Below are 15,093 nucleotides of genomic sequence, written 5' to 3' on the forward strand. Positions count from 1 at the left end.
CTGCCATCACCCGCCGACAACGGGCTCCGGAAGTGCTGGGAGCAGCCGCATCCGGTCATCGAGTCTGTCGAGGCGCGGCGACCTCCGGGGCCGTGTGCGCCCTCAGGGGGCTCCGACGCCGCCCGCGCCCCGGAAGAAGTCGGTGAGGAGCGCCGAGCAGCGCTCGGCCTCTACCCCCGCATAGACCTCGACACGGTGCTGCAGGCGCCGGTCACGCAGGACGTCGTAGACGGAACCGACCGCACCGGCCTTCTCGTCCCAGGCCCCGAAGACGACCCGCGGGATCCGGGCGGCGAGGATCGCGCCGGCGCACATGACGCAGGGTTCGAGCGTGACGACGAGCGTCAGCTCCGTGAGGTGCCAGTCGGCCAGCGCGGCCGCTGCGGCGCGGATGGCGACCACCTCGGCGTGGGCGGTCGGATCGGTGTGCAGCTCGCGCTCGTTGCGTCCGACGGAGACCACCGTGCCGTCCGGGGCGACGAGCACCGCGCCCACCGGGACGTCGTCACTGGCCAGTGCCGCCTCGGCCTCGGCGATGGCGAGGTCCATCCACACGGCGAACTCGGCCGGTGCGTGCATCCGTCATCTCCCCGAAATCCTGGTCGCCGCGCGAGCGACTAGATTGATCGTATGCGAGTGCACGTAGCCGACCACCCCCTCATCACCCACAAGCTCACGGTGCTCCGCGACAAGACGACACCGTCACCGGTGTTCCGTGCCCTCACCGAGGAGCTCGTCACGCTGCTCGCCTACGAGGCGACGCGCGGCGTCACGGTCGAGGAGATCACGATCCAGACGCCCGTCACCGAGACGGTCGGCGTCAAGATCAGCGAGCCGCGTCCGCTCGTGGTCCCGATCCTGCGGGCCGGCCTCGGCATGCTCGAGGGCATGGTGAAGCTGCTCCCCACCGCCGAGGTCGGCTTCCTCGGCATGGTGCGCAACGAGGAGACCCTCGAACCCACCACGTACGCGGAGCGTCTCCCCGACGACCTGTCCGACCGCCAGTGCTTCGTGCTCGACCCGATGCTCGCGACCGGTGGCTCGCTCGCGGCGGCCATCGACTTCCTCTTCAAGCGTGGCGCGATGCACGTCACCGCCATCTGCCTGCTCGCCGCCCCCGAGGGTCTCGAGCGCCTCGAGGCCGAGACGGCCGGCAAGGACGTCACCATCGTCCTGGGCGCCCTCGACGAGAAGCTCGACGAGAACGGGTACATCGTCCCCGGGCTCGGCGACGCCGGCGACCGCCTCTACGGCGTCGTCTGACCCCTGCTCCCGCCGACATGAGGCGGATCGTCGTCCATCCCCGCGATGGACGACGATCCGCCTCATCTCAGTCGTGCCGCCAGCTGACAATCCCCGAGTAACAGAACGTCATCTTCCGCTCGCACTTGACAGGATCCGGGGGATTCCTGTTGTATTGCGGACTATGACGACCAACGCGCCCACCCCGACCTCCTTCGAGGCCCCTGGGAACGCCGGCATGATGATGCCCGGCCGCGCTGTCATGTGCTGTCGAATGTGTCGCTGATCCGACTCCTCCAGCACCGGTAGCGATCCACACGGATCCGCTCCACTGCTCCCAGCACCTCCGAGTCCGCCGCTCCCCCACCAGGTGAGCCGACTCCCGGACGTACCCCGTCCGTACCCGGCCGACGCGCCACTTCCCGGATCGCGGGACCGCAACTGCCCACCGGCAGGCGGGATCACCCCGAGCGCACCGCGCACGATCCGTCGTAGCATCATCACTCCCGAGGACCTCGCACTCATGTCTCTTGCAGCCGTTCAGACCACCCGCCCCACCCGCCAGCTCACCGCCGTCGAGGATGCGCCTCGGGCCGCGACCCCGCACGTCCGCGCCGTTCCAGCCGGCCCTGAAGCCCGAGGCTTCGTCCTCTACGTCGGTCTCGACGAGGCGAAGGCGGCGGCGGCCGGCACGAGCCTCGGTGAGATCGTCGAGGCCATCAAGGCCCTGACGGCCCAGTTCGCTCCGGAGGCCGAGACGCACGCGGCCGTCGCCCTTGCCCCTCGCGGTGCCGGCGGACGCGACCTCGACGTCGTCCGGCTCGCCCTCCAGGACCCCTCGGCACTCGCGGCCCACCGCGACGAGGTCGACGAGGAGGAGCAGGACCGCGCGCACGCCGGTGTCGTCGTCGACATCTCCCGGAAGCGCCTCGTCCTCGACAACGAAGCTGCGCCGCTCACGTACAAGGAGTTCGAGCTCCTCCAGTACCTCGTCCTCCGCGAGGGACGCACGATCGAGCGCGCCGAGCTCATCTCATCGCTGTGGCGCGCCGGCGACGACGAAGAGGTCCCGAACGAGCGGACCATCGACGTCCACGTGCGTCGCCTGCGCGCCAAGCTCGGCCGCTACGAGGACATCGTCCGCACCGTGCGCGGTGTCGGCTACCGCTTCGACCGCCACGCGGACGTCTCCATCCGCTACGCCAGCACCCCGTCGCCCGACCTGTTCTAAGCCGGTTCGGCGGCCCCACCGACGAGACGACGGGCCCGGTGAGCGGGTGTTCCACTCGCCGGGCCCGTCGGACGTCCTGCGTCAGATGACGCGCGGTTTCTTCGGCTTCTCGCCCGGTGCCGGGACCGGGCGCATCGCGAGCTTCCACACGCCGAAGACGGCGATCGCGCCGGCGACGACGAAGAGCACGAGCGCGAACCACGGCGCGCTGGCCGCCTCACCGAGCACGACGATGCCGATGCCGACGGCGACGAGTGGGTCGACGACGGTGAGGCCCGCGACCACCAGATCTGGCTGTCCGCTCTGGTGGGCCTTCTGGACGAAGAACCCGCCCACCCCGGCGGCGACGAGCAACGCGATGATGCCGACGACGGTGAGACCCTCGAAGTTCTGCGTGATGACCCGGTTGATGACGACCTTCGCGAGGGTCACGACGAACCCGTACAGGACGCCTGCCGCGACCACGTAGAACACCGTGTGCAGCTTCCGGCGCCACAGCGCGTACGCGCCGGCGAGCGCCAGAGTCACGACCGCGAGCATGATCAGGATGATGATGAGCTGCGGCTGACGGATCGGCTCCTCCACCGCGTAGAGCGCGGCGACGATTACGAAGAGGCCGATGCCGGCGACGCACAGCACCATCGCGCGGGTCTGCTCCTTGGTGATCTTGACCCGGGTGACCCTGGCGTTCAACAGTGCCGTGATCACGAGGGCGATCGCCCCGAGCGGCTGCACGACGATGAGCGGTGCGAAGGCCAGCGCGACGAGCTGGAAGACGATGGCCAGGCCGAGCAGCAGAGTGCCGATGAGCCAGGACGGGCGACCGAGCAGCTGCGGGAGCTGCTTCAGCCCGAACGCCGACGAGGCCGCCTCGACCTTCCCGACGCCCCGGGACTGGAGCTGGGTCCCCACCGCCAGGAAGAAGGCGCCGACGAGGGCGATCGGGATGCCGATCGCCTGGTACGGCGTCACGCTGATCGTCGGGATGTCGAGGTCGACCGCTGCCCGGGCGGACTGCGCGACGACGCCCGCGGTACCCGACAGCAGCAGGGCGCCGGCCGCGAGGACCGGGAACGACGTGGCCGCCATCACTTCGCCGCCGCGCTCGTGCCGACGGCCGCCGTCTCGGCGTCACCGAGTTTGTTCTCCGGTACCACCTTGGAGTCCTGGCTCGGGAAGACGACCTTCTGCACGATGATGATGATCGATGCGGCGACCGGGATCGCGACGAGGGCGCCGAGGATGCCGCCGAGGGCACCGCCACCGAAGGCCGCGATGACGACGAGGGCGCCGGGGACGGCGACCGCCTTGTTCATGATGCGCGGGCTCAGGACGTACGCCTCGATCTGCATGTAGATCAGGTAGTAGATGATCGCGATGAGCGCGGTGACCGGCGAGACGAAGAGGCAGAGCGCGCTGTTCACGATCGAGGCGCTCAGCGTTCCGACGAGTGGGATCATCGACCCGATGAACGCCAGCAGGGCGAGCAGCGGCGGGAAGGGCGCTCCGATGATGCTGAGGAAGATGAAGCTCAGCACACCGTTGACCAGCGCGAGCCCGACCTGCCCGACGACGTATCGTCCGACGGCCTGCGTGATCTCCTCGAGCACCTGCGCGAAGCCCTCGCGGCGGTAGGCGGGGAGGAAGCGGTACGTGACGGCCTTCATCGAGCGCAGCGACGCGAGGAAGTACAGGGTCAGGATGAGGACGATGATCGAGCCGGTGATGCCCGATGCGACGCCCGCACCGACCGCGACGATGCCGCCACCGATGTTCAACAGGTTGTTGGGGTCCTTGAGGAAGGAGAACGCGTCGTTGAGCGCCGAGTCGATGTCGAGGGTGTTCCCGATCGTGTTCTGCACCCATGCGACGAAGTCGCTGTTCAGGAACTGCTGCGAGATCCGGGGGTAATCGCTCACGAAGTTCGAGATCTGCGTCACGAGCAGCGGCACGATGGCGAAGATGATGCCGACGAACGCGCCGATCACGGCGAGGAAGACGACGGCGATGGCGAGGCCGCGCGGCAGCTTCTGCTCGAGCCAGGAGACGAGCGGGTCCAGGCCGAGCGCGATGAACAGTGCGACGCCGACGTAGATCAGGGTGGTGCTGAGCTGGGTGACGATGCTGCCGATCACGAGCGCGACGAGCACGCCGATACCCCCGACGAGGCCGATGCGGAACGCGTTGATGCGCACGCTCGGAGCCGAGGGCTGGAGGGCCGCGACCACGGCGGCCGACGGTGGCGAGGAGGCTGCGGCCTTCGCCGCGCGCTCCTGCTTGGCCTCCTGGTGCTTGACGCGCCTGGCCTCGCGCTCCTCCGGGGTGGAGGAGAACCCGGGCAACCGGAGTTTGGGGGTCTTCATCGTGCGGTCTCCTCGGTGGTGATGCGATCGTGGTGCGATCGTGGTGCTGGGGCGTTCACATGGATCGCCGCTCTGTGCCTACAGTAGTGAGACGGAGCCCGGCTCGCAGATGTCACGGTCGGGTGTGACGAAACCGCCGGAAGTTGTCTCGGCCGGCACAGAGAGGCGGCAGGCGGTGGGTGTCGATCCAGTGCGCACGTCGGGTGGCCTCCTCGAGCAGGCGACCGACCGGACCCTCGTCGAACGGTGCGTCGACGGCGACACCCGGGCGTTCCAGGTGCTCATCACGCGCTACGGCCGGATGATGAAGGCGTACGCCGTGCGACTCACGCGTTCCTCGGCGGACGGCGACGACGTCGTCCAGGAGGCGCTCATCTCGGCCTGGAAGCGGATCGACACGCTCGAGGACGGCGCGATGGTGAAGAGCTGGCTGATGCGCATCGTCAGCCGCCGGGCGATCGACCTCATGCGTCAGCGGAAGGACACCGAATCGACCGACGACGCCATCATCGAGGCCCCGGAGCGCGACGGTCCCGAACGGCGAGCCGAAGCGTCGTCGCAGCTGGGAGCACTGTCAGCAGCACTCGACAGACTGCCGCACGGACAGCACCAGGCTTGGGTGCTCCGCGAGATCGGCGGATACTCGTACGAGGAGATCGCTGAACAGCTGGGGCAAAGCGTCGCCAGCGTCCGAGGGAGTCTCGCACGGGCTCGGGCGACACTGGTCAAGGACATGGAGGGGTGGCGATGAACACCGAGATTCCGGGCTCCGGACCGGGCGGGCCAGGCGGTTGCGCGCACGGCATCGACGCCCTCACGGACTACCTCGAACGCGACATGCTGCCGGCCGACCCGTCGATCGACGACTCGCCCGAATGCCAGCGGATCCTCCGGTCCCTGCGACGGGTCCGCTCGCTCGCCACGCCATTGCGGGAGGCGGACGAGGCGGCGGTCACCGCACTCGACCAGGACTGGATCCGAGGGATCATGGAGAACATCGGCCGTGAGGCGAAGGCCGGACGCGACATCCCGTTCGCCGCGTCCGACGACGCCGCTGCGCTCGTCATCACGGAGGGCACGGTCCGCGGGCTGGTCCGCGGTGCCGGCGACCGCACCCCGGGCGTGCTCGTGGGGCGCTGCGTGCTCGAGGGCGACGTCACCGTGGTCGGTGAACCGATCATGCTCCACGTCACCGTGAGCATCGGTTGGGGGAAGTCAGTCGCCGACACGGTTGCGTTGTTCCGCGAGGAGGTCGCCGCCAGCCTCCGGCAACACACGGACCTCGTCGTGGCAGGTCTCGACATCGTCGTCGACGACCTGCACTTCGAGGCCGATGAGATCGGAGAGGTGGGGGACGATGCATGACCTGACGGAGACGGACGACGACCTCGGAACGCTCGCGAGTTCGCTCGACGACGTGATCCTGACGATACCGGGCGTCGACGGGTTGACCGCCGTCGAGCCCACACTGCTCCGAGCCGCGAAGGAGGGTGTCGGCGCACTGCTCGGCTCGCCCGACCAGCAGGCACGGGTGAGCGTCAAGCGCGTCCGAGGCGTCCTGACCGTCCACGCCAACATCTCCGTGGCAGCTGAGGCAGCCTCCCCTGCCGTCGCGCAGGCGGTCCATCGCGCCATCGCGGAGCGGCTCCCCTCGTCCACCGACGAGGGTGCACCGTCCATCACCGTCCGCGTGATCGACGTCGTCCCGAGCGGCTCCCAGGACTGACACGAGCGCGCACGGTCCCGATCCGGGATCGTGCGCGCTCGATGTGCGGTGGCTCCTCGACTCAGCCGCTCGACTCCTCGGCGCCACTGCGGGCGCGACGCGCACGCACGACGAGGAGTGCCGCCCCGCCGATCACGAGCAGGAGCATCGCGGCGATCATCGCCTGGTCGAGCCAGAGCACGCCGGTCGTGGCCAGCGGACCCTGCGTACCGGACAGACGTTCCGGGGTCGCCTGCGGCGTCCCGGACGGCGTCGGCGTCGGCTCCGAGGGGACGGACGGGTCCGTCGGTTCCTCGGGATCGGTCACCGGCGGGCTCACGGGCAGCTCCACCTCGACGATGCCGCCGTTCCAGGTGAGGTCGACCGCGTCCGCGCCGGTCGGCGACGGGTCGACCACGACGATGTCCTCCATGGTGGACGACTGCGGATCGAGCGCCGAGTTGACGAGGCCGTCGTCACCGACGCGGAAGCCGGTGATCTCCGCGCCCTCAGGCAGGTCGACACTGATGGTGTACGCACCCGACACGAGCCCGCTGAATCGGTATCGGCCGTCGGCGTCCGTCTCGGTCTCCTCGGAGACGGTGGCACCGTGCTTGTCGACGCCGTCCAGCCGGAGTGGCACACCGGCCACGCCGTCGCCGGGCTGTCCGTCGGCACCGTCGTCGTCGAGTCCGTCACCGTCACGGTCCCACCAGAGGCGCTCGCCGATCGACGTGGAGACGACGGTCGTCGCCACGAGCGGCGACCGGGCTCCGAGGGTCTGCGACGCCGAGCGCACCGTGGCGTCGTTCCGGTACTCCGCACCGGACACCGCGCCGTCCGTCGTGAGCTCGACGGCGATCTCGTGACGTTCGAGGGCGTCGAGTTCGGCGACCTCCACGCGGAACGCGGTGACGTCGGCGAGCGATTCGGGACACGCCTCCGCACCGAAGTCGTCGGAGGTGCACCAGTCGAACCCGTCCGGAAGCTCCCGGGAGGTGTCCGTGCCGTCGATGGCGGACGCGGCCTGCACTGCGGCCGGGTCGGCGGCGGTGTAGAGCACCCGGTCGCCGTCGGCGGCCTCGATCTCGTCGGCCAGGACGCCGGCCGCGGATGATCCACGGTTGTCGCCGGCGAACGGGAGCACGTCCACCAGGGCGACGTCCTGCTGAGCACCAGTGGCGTTCATGTTGGCGTAGGCGAGGCGGTAGTCGATCCGGTCGCCGGACTCGATGACGCGCTGTTCGACGCTCTTCTGCACGCGGAGCCCACCGGGCGCACGGAGCGACACGGTCTGGCGCCCGTGGTGCGCGTCCTGCGTCGTGGCGTCCTCGGGGACCTCCTCGAGCGAACCCGGGTCGTCCGGGCTCGCGACGACCACCTGATTGACCAGGTCGCCGATGAGCGTCGCATCCGACGTCGCCCAGTACCGGATGACGGGCTCGGCGCCGCGCTCGACCTGCCCGAGCCTCCAGGTGAGGAGGGTGGTGCCGTCCTCGGCGAGTTCGACCGAGTCGGGCACGTGTGACACCTCCGTCGGGTCGTAGACGAGCCCGGCGGGCAATCGGTCGACGACGACGACGTCGCGTGCGGCGTTCCCCTGGCCGGGCACACTCGTGATCTGCGGCGTGACCTCGAAGCGGACGCGGTCACCCGCGAGCAGTTGGGCCGGCGAACCGGGTTCCACGGCCGGTTCGATCGCCCGCTTCCCGATGCCGATCACGGCGTTGGCGGCGATGAGCCGGTCGCCGCGAGGGTAGTTCGCGTTGTCGTCCTTCGCTGCGTCGTACTTGTTGTGGAACCAGCCGTCCTTCGCGTACCACGTGCTGTAGTCGACGTCGTCGGGGTATTGCTCCGGGCTGTACAGCGAGTAGCTCTCAGCGAGGAAGGTGCCGGCGGGGACACCGTCGTTCATCACGAGTGTGAGCGATGCCATGAGCGAGGCACCGATCGGGATGACGCCGGACGCGCTGCGATAGCGGATCTTGGTGATGTCCTCCACCGCGATCGACGAGGGGTCGGTGGTCCAGTCGTCGTCGGCGTCACCGCACGTGGTGTCGGTCATCTGACGCCACCGGGTGGCGTCGTCAGCGGCCACGTCGACGGTCGATCGTGTGCCGTACTCGATGATCAGCGGCGTCGAGGCGTGCCCTCGAGCGGGAACGCCGTCGGGTCCGACGGCTGCATGCTGCGTCTTCGTGTCGAAGGCCTGGCAGAACACCTGTCCGGTGAACTCCGTGCCGCCTCGGTTGTTGAACATCGAGAGGGCACGGTACTGCTGTCCGGGTACGACGACGCCGTCGCCCGTGCCCGGCAGGAACTGCCCGGGGACCGGGATGAGCGCATTGGTGTCGTCGATGTAGCGTGTGCCATGGCCTCCGTCGGGACGGCGGAGGAGACTCGCGCTCGTCCGGTTGTCGTCGAGCGGCTCGTCCGCGTTTGCGATCTGCTGTCCATCGGCGTCTCGGCCCGTCGCCAGGAGGTCGCGGACCAGGAGGCGGGTGGTGATCGAGCCGTTCGCGGGCACATCGTCTCGAGGCACGAACACGCCGAAGCGGCCGAGCGCGAGGTAGCCGCGGAGCGGGATGGCTGCGCCGTTCGCGGTCTTGGTGGGGATGTGGGCGGCGCTGAGGTCCGCGCCGGAGATGGTCACGTGGATCCGACGCGGGTCGTCCGGGTCGACGCGACACGTCCAGGCGCCGGAGTCGGTCACGGCGTTCTCGCCGCCGCCTCTGGCGCCCGGGAAGACGCGCGCTTCACCGGCGCCCGCCGCACAAGCCGTCTGGTTCGAGAGTCTGGCGTTCGGGCTGACATCATCGAGGTCGATCACGAAGGTGACGTCATCGACCACATTCGACTGCCCGCGTGCACCGAGTCCACCCGCGGCGTTGTACCCGGCGAGGTCGAGGTAGGCGTCGTAGTGGATGCGGAACCCGGGCACATCGTCCTGGGTCACGGCGCTGACGATCGTTGCCGTCCGCACACCGAGGTTCACTCGCGGACCGCTGCTCGCGGTCGTCGCGGGAACCTCCGTCGCATCCTCGGCGAGGGCGCCGGAGGCCACGTCGTTCGCGGCCGCACTGAGCGCTCCCGCCGGGGAGGTGAGCACGGAACCGTTCGGCATGCTGTCTGCCGTGGCGATGAGGTCGTAGGTGGTGACGGAGTTCGGCAGGACGCCGCCGATGGCGCACTCGAGGACGCGTCGGTCGTCGCTGACGGTCGACCCGGCTCCGCAGTAGGCGGGGAGCGCGGTGACGATCGGCCAGCGCAGGCCGTCGGGGAGGGTCTGGCGAACGGTCACGAGGTCGCCGGCTGCGGCTCCGTCGAGCTGGACCTCGACGCGGTAGGTGACCGTGTCGTGCGTGCGGACGACATCGTTCGTCGCGCTGCTGTCGTGGCCGGGGGCGTCGTCCACGTCGAACGGGGCGGTGCCGGTGGCGACGCTGGCGAGCGCGATCTGCAGCGCGAGGTCGGCGTTCGGGGCCTCGGCGTCGGGGGTGGCGGTGGGCTCACTCGGCGGGGTCGTCGGCGACGTGTCGTCGGGGTCGCTGCCCGAGGAGGGCTCGTCCGTGTCGACCGGACTGTCGTCGGTGGGCTCCTCGACGGGCGCGGGGTCCGTCGGTGCCGTTGCCGGGGTGCCGGCCGCTGTCGCGGGCGAAGCGACCGTGCCGGTCAGCAGCGCGGCGAGCGCGACGATGGCGCCCGCGTGGGCGGTGACGATCCGGCGTCGGGGCCGGTGCGGTGTGGACATGGGGGTCTCGTCTCGGTAACGTGTGGTCGGGTGGTATTTCAGATCGTAACATAATAAACACACGTGGGGAAGTGGCACCATCGGCCTCCATGCGCTCGCGCTCCGCCGGCGTAGCGCACTCGGACAACTCCCAGTAAAAATAACGTTCTGATAACTACCGCTCGTTACCGATCCGTTATATGGTTTTGGAACGTTAGTTGTTTTGCTGTGGCAGCTGACGGAATGTGATTGCAGGACACTCTTGGTGCAAGGGAAAGAGAGCCGGTCGTAGCCTCTGCGACCGGCTCTCGTCATGTCCGGAGACGATACGGAGCGCAACCACCCCACCTCGACGCACCGCTCGACGGCCGTGCAGGATAGATTCAGGTGGTGGATCGTCGGACGGCAGCGGGAGCGGGTATGGACGAGAGGCGACTCGCGATCGCCGCGTGGGAGTCACTGTTCCGCGCGCAGGTCGACGTGATGCGCCACATCTCGCACGACTTCCCGAGCCACGGCATCTCGCTCAACGAGTACGACGTCCTGCACACGATGTCGCGGGAGCCCGATCGTCGCATCCGTCTGCGCGACCTCAACTCGAGCGTGCTGCTCTCCCAGCCGAGCATCAGTCGCCTGGTCGATCGACTCGTCGCGCGCGGACTGGTCGGGAAGTGCCCCGACCCCGACGACGGCCGCGGCACCCTCGTCCGCATGACCGACGCGGGCTACGACGTCTACCGCGCGGTCGCCATCGCCCACGGTGCGACGATCGCCGAACGCGTGACCACCTCGCTCAACCCACAAGAGATGGCGACCCTCGCGGCGCTCAGCGACAAGCTCCGCGGAGCGTGAGCCGCGCCGACTGATCCGGCGCGCACGGCCCCCACCGTCGTGTCCGATTTCCGCTCGTCAGACCCGGTGGCGCATGTCAGACTCGGATCATGGACGACACCCGGAGCATGGACTTCGCCGAACGCTACCGCGCGATCCAAGCCCGCGACCAGCGCTTCGACGGGCAGTTCATCACGGCCGTGAGCTCCACGGGGATCTACTGCCGGCCGTCCTGCCCGGCTCGAACCCCGAAGCCGGAGAACGTCACCTTCTACGCGACGAGCGCCGCGGCGCACGAGGCCGGTTTCCGCGCATGCAAGCGGTGCCTGCCTGAAGCGGTCCCGGGCACGCCCGCCTGGAACCTCGGCAACGACGTCGCCGCGCGCAGCATGCGCCTCATCGCCGACGGCGTCGTCGAACGGGAGGGCGTCCCCGGGCTCGCCTCGCGCCTCGGGTACTCGAGCCGGCATCTGACGCGGATCCTCAGCGCCGAGCTGGGCGCGGGTCCACTCGCCCTGGCGCGGGCCCACCGTGCGCAGGGTGCTCGACAGCTGCTGACCGGCACCGACCTCCCCTTCGGTGACATCGCCTTCGCCGCCGGGTTCTCGAGCATCCGGCAGTTCAACGACACGATGCGGGAGGTGTTCGAGCTCACCCCCGGTGAGCTGCGCGCGAAACACCGGACGGTCGGCGAACACGCCTCCGGCTCGATCACCCTGTCCCTGCCGTTCCGCCGCCCGTTCGACGCGGCGGGCGTCTTCGCCTGGCTCGCGCCACGGGCGGTGGACGGCGTCGAGCTCGCGGGGCCCGACCACTACGCCCGGCTCCTCGCCCTCCCCGGCGGCACGGCGTGGTTCGAGGTGCGACAGCTCGGCGACGACCTCCGACTCACCGCCGAGGTGACGGACCTCGCCGACCTGCCGGTGCTCGTCTCGCGGGTCCGTCGGCTCTTCGACCTCGACGCCGACCCGACGTCGGCCGACGCCGTCCTCGCGACGGACCCGCGTCTCGCCGCCTCGGTCGCGGCCACACCCGGCATCCGACTCCCCGGGGCGGTCGATCCGGAGGAGATGCTGGTCCGGGCGATGGTCGGCCAGCAGATCACCGTGGCCGCGGCGCGCACCCAGCTCCGTCGTCTCGCGGACGAGGTGAGCACGACGGTCCCCGAACGACACGGGCTGCACCGGCTCTTCCCGACGGCGACGCAGATCGCGAACGGCGGGGAGGCCGCTCTCGTCGGGCCCCGAGCGCGAATCGACAGCTTGCTCGGCGTCGCGCGGGCACTCGTGTCCGGTGAACTCATGATCGGCTTCGGCGACGACCGCGACGAGCTCCGGACGCGCCTGCTCGCCATGAAGGGGATCGGCCCCTGGACGGCCGACTACGTCAGCATGCGGGTGCTCGGCAACCCCGACGCCTTCCTGCCCGGCGACGTCGCCGTCCGCACGGGTGCGGGCCGACTCGGCTTGCCGTCCGACGCCCGCACCCTCACTGCGGAAGCGGACGCCTTCGCCCCGTGGCGCTCCTACCTCTGCCTCCACCTGTGGAAGGCGGCCTCCACACCGGCGCCGTCCGCCGCACCCTCAGCCCTCGAGAAAGGTCCAGCAGCATGACCACCATCATCTCCAGCACGAGCGCCCGCCGCGGTGACGGCCGGGCGTCCGTCGCGCAGCTCACCGCGACCAGCCAGACCGTCGACACTCCGGACGGCCCCTTCACGATCCTCGCACGGGAGGACGGAGCGGTGCTCTCCTCAGGGTGGTCCGACGACATCGGCGTCATGCTGGAACGGATCCGGCCAGCCGACCGCCCCCGCGACACGATGGCGGGGACGATCGCGGCGATGGACGCCGTCCGGGCGTACTACGACGGCGACCTGGCGGCGATCGACCTCGTACCGGTCGCCCAGTTCGGTGGCCCGTTCCGCACGCACGCCTGGACGGTGCTGCGGACGATCGCCGCAGGTCACCCGGTGACGTACACGGAGTTCGCCGCGGCGAGCGGTCGGCCGTCGGCGGTCCGCGCTGCGGCGAGCGCCTGCGCGACGAACGCGCCCGCCCTGTTCGTCCCGTGCCACCGTGTCCTCCGGACCGACGGGACGCTCGGTGGGTTCGCGTGGGGACTCGACGTCAAGCGGTCGTTGCTCGACCGCGAGGCCGCGCTGAGCTGAGTGGGCACGGGAACGGGGAACACGGTCCCTGAGCACCCATCCACGGTCCCTGAGCAACCATCCACGGTCCCTGAGCCTGTCGAAGGGCGGGGCTTCCCCGTGGGCACTTCGACAAGCTCAGTGACCGAGGATGGCACAGTGACCGGGAGGTGGCACAGTGACCGGAAGATGGCACAGTGACCGGAAGAGGAGACACCGGAGCACGCGGGCACCCATCCACGGACCCTGAGCCTGTCGAAGGGCGGCGCCTCCCCGTGGGCACTTCGACAAGCTCAGTGACCGGAGGATGGCTCAGTGACCGGAGGATGGCTCAGTGACCGGAGGATGGCTCAGTGACCGGAGGATGGCTCAGTGACCGGGACGGCACGATGACCGGAACGGGCGGGTCCGGTCAACCCTGCGGAGCAGACGGATCGTCCGCGTAGGCTGACGGGATGGCTGCTGCCCCGACGATCGTATGGTTCCGCGACGACCTCCGCCTGGCCGACAACCCCGCGCTGCACGCAGCGGTCGAGCTCGACGCGCCGATCCTCTGCCTGTTCGTCCTCGACGACAGCGAAGCGCTGCGACCGCTCGGCGGCGCGTCCCGCTGGTGGTTGCACCACAGCCTCGAGGCGCTCGGCGACGACATCCGCGGTCTCGGCGGCACGCTCCTCCTGCGGTCCGGGAGCGCGGCGACCATCGTGCCCGAACTCGCCCACTCGATCGGCGCCGGCGCCGTCCTGTGGAACCGTCGCTACGGCGCGGCCGAGCGCGAGATCGACGCCGGGATCAAGTCGGAGCTGAAGGAGGCCGGGCTCGACGCTCGCAGCTTCGCCGCGAACCTCCTCGCTGAGCCGTGGGAGATCGTCACCGGACAGGGGCAGCCGTATTCGGTGTTCACCCCGTTCTGGAAGGCCTCGCTGCAGCGGCACGCGGCGAACCCGCCGAGACACCCCCTCCCCGCGCCGACCGCACTGACCGCCATGGCCGAACCGCCCTCGGGCGACGAGCTCGGCTCCTGGAACCTGCTCCCGACGAAGCCGGACTGGGCGGCCGGAATCCGGGAGCAGTGGACGCCCGGTGAGGCCGGCGCCGACGCGCGGCTCGCCGAGTTCCTCGACGACGGCGTCACGGGCTACGCGGAGGACCGAGACTTCCCGGCCCAGCCGTCGACCTCCGGGCTCTCCCCGCACCTCCGGTTCGGCGAGATCAGCTCGCCGCAGATCTGGCACGCCGCCCGCGACGGCCGCCGGCATCTCGGCGACGACGGCGCCACCTTCCTCAAAGAACTCGGCTGGCGCGACTTCGCCTACCATTGCCTCTTCGCCTTCCCCGACCTCGCGACGCGCAACTGGCGTCAGGCCTTCGACCGGTTCCCCTGGCCGGACGTCGACCAGGACGCCTTCGACGCCTGGACCGCCGGGAGGACCGGGATCCCGCTCGTCGACGCCGGCATGCGGGAGCTCTGGGCGACGGGCACCATGCACAACCGGATCCGGATGGTGACGGCATCCTTCCTCACCAAGAACCTGCTCATCCACTGGAAGCTCGGCGAGGACTGGTTCTGGGACACGCTCGTCGACGCCGACCCGGCGTCCAACCCCTTCAACTGGCAGTGGGTGGCCGGCAGCGGCTTCGACGCCTCGCCCTACTTCCGGATCTTCAACCCGGAACGGCAGCGCGAACGCTTCGACGCCGACGACGCGTACATCAAGCGGTGGGTGCCCGAGTTCGGCACGCCCGACTACCCCGAGCCGATCGTCGACCTCGGCGAGACGAGACAGGCTGCGCTCGCGGCGTACGAGCAGGTCAAGGGGGCGTAGCTCCGGGCCGTCGTTC

Annotated in this window: 13 protein-coding genes; 9 read left to right on the forward strand and 4 right to left on the reverse strand. The window is 69.9% G+C overall.

Annotated elements, in window-relative coordinates; all coding sequences use genetic code 11:
* Positions 1-102: 102 nt before the first annotated feature.
* Complete coding sequence (gene tadA, locus IFU30_RS15800) at positions 103-579, reverse strand: tRNA adenosine(34) deaminase TadA (protein WP_249404840.1); 477 nt, start codon at positions 577-579, stop codon at positions 103-105.
* 51 nt (positions 580-630) lie between these two features.
* Between tadA and upp the strand changes: the two genes are divergently transcribed.
* Positions 631-1,263 carry a uracil phosphoribosyltransferase gene (upp, locus tag IFU30_RS15805; protein ID WP_079706630.1) on the forward strand — a complete coding sequence of 211 codons (633 nt, stop codon included), beginning with the start codon at positions 631-633 and terminating at the stop codon, positions 1,261-1,263.
* 502 nt (positions 1,264-1,765) lie between these two features.
* Positions 1,766-2,473 (forward strand): winged helix-turn-helix domain-containing protein, encoded by a 708-nt coding sequence (locus IFU30_RS15810; protein WP_079706629.1) that lies wholly within the window; start codon positions 1,766-1,768, stop codon positions 2,471-2,473.
* An 81-nt stretch (positions 2,474-2,554) separates the two neighbouring features.
* Here the strand turns inward: IFU30_RS15810 and IFU30_RS15815 are convergent, their stop codons facing one another.
* A complete protein-coding gene (locus IFU30_RS15815; RefSeq protein WP_137243979.1) occupies positions 2,555-3,562 on the reverse strand; it encodes a DMT family transporter in 1,008 nt (335 codons plus the stop codon).
* Positions 3,562-4,836 carry an AI-2E family transporter gene (locus IFU30_RS15820; RefSeq protein ID WP_192005963.1) on the reverse strand — a complete coding sequence of 425 codons (1,275 nt, stop codon included), beginning with the start codon at positions 4,834-4,836 and terminating at the stop codon, positions 3,562-3,564. Before IFU30_RS15820 ends, IFU30_RS15815 begins: the two co-directional genes overlap by 1 nt.
* 175 nt (positions 4,837-5,011) lie before the next feature.
* On the opposite strand from IFU30_RS15820, the gene IFU30_RS15825 reads away from it, so the two are divergent.
* The 3 genes from IFU30_RS15825 to IFU30_RS15835 are packed head-to-tail and all read left to right on the forward strand — an operon-like array spanning position 5,012 to position 6,562.
* Positions 5,012-5,587, forward strand: coding sequence for an RNA polymerase sigma factor (locus IFU30_RS15825; protein WP_236555260.1), 576 nt, complete (start codon positions 5,012-5,014; stop codon positions 5,585-5,587).
* On the forward strand, positions 5,584-6,201 hold the full coding sequence (locus IFU30_RS15830; RefSeq protein WP_192005966.1) for an Asp23/Gls24 family envelope stress response protein: 618 nt from the start codon (positions 5,584-5,586) through the stop codon (positions 6,199-6,201). Before IFU30_RS15825 ends, IFU30_RS15830 begins: the two co-directional genes overlap by 4 nt.
* On the forward strand, positions 6,194-6,562 hold the full coding sequence (locus IFU30_RS15835) for a hypothetical protein (protein WP_192005968.1): 369 nt from the start codon (positions 6,194-6,196) through the stop codon (positions 6,560-6,562). The genes IFU30_RS15830 and IFU30_RS15835 overlap by 8 nt, the downstream gene beginning before the upstream one ends.
* A 61-nt stretch (positions 6,563-6,623) precedes the next feature.
* On the opposite strand, the gene IFU30_RS15840 is transcribed toward IFU30_RS15835, so the two are convergent.
* Positions 6,624-10,292, reverse strand: a complete 3,669-nt coding sequence (locus IFU30_RS15840; protein WP_192005970.1) for an SdrD B-like domain-containing protein — start codon at positions 10,290-10,292, stop codon at positions 6,624-6,626.
* A 399-nt stretch (positions 10,293-10,691) separates the two neighbouring features.
* Between IFU30_RS15840 and IFU30_RS15845 the strand changes: the two genes are divergently transcribed.
* The 4 genes from IFU30_RS15845 to IFU30_RS15860 all read left to right on the forward strand — a co-directional run bounded on the left by IFU30_RS15845 (position 10,692) and on the right by IFU30_RS15860 (position 15,077).
* Positions 10,692-11,123, forward strand: coding sequence for a MarR family winged helix-turn-helix transcriptional regulator (locus IFU30_RS15845; protein ID WP_079706622.1), 432 nt, complete (start codon positions 10,692-10,694; stop codon positions 11,121-11,123).
* An 89-nt stretch (positions 11,124-11,212) separates the two neighbouring features.
* Entirely contained in the window at positions 11,213-12,715 is a 1,503-nt protein-coding gene (locus IFU30_RS15850) for an AlkA N-terminal domain-containing protein (protein WP_249404841.1), read from the forward strand.
* The gene (locus IFU30_RS15855; protein WP_192005972.1) at positions 12,712-13,272 is read left to right on the forward strand and encodes a methylated-DNA--[protein]-cysteine S-methyltransferase; all 561 of its coding nucleotides are present in this window, start codon (positions 12,712-12,714) and stop codon (positions 13,270-13,272) included. Before IFU30_RS15850 ends, IFU30_RS15855 begins: the two co-directional genes overlap by 4 nt.
* A gap of 434 nt (positions 13,273-13,706) precedes the next feature.
* Positions 13,707-15,077, forward strand: a complete 1,371-nt coding sequence (locus IFU30_RS15860) for a cryptochrome/photolyase family protein (protein WP_192005974.1) — start codon at positions 13,707-13,709, stop codon at positions 15,075-15,077.
* Positions 15,078-15,093: the final 16 nt, after the last annotated feature.

The organism is Plantibacter sp. CFBP 8798 (genome assembly GCF_014841195.1).
GTDB classification, from domain to species: Bacteria; Actinomycetota; Actinomycetes; order Actinomycetales; family Microbacteriaceae; genus Plantibacter; species Plantibacter auratus.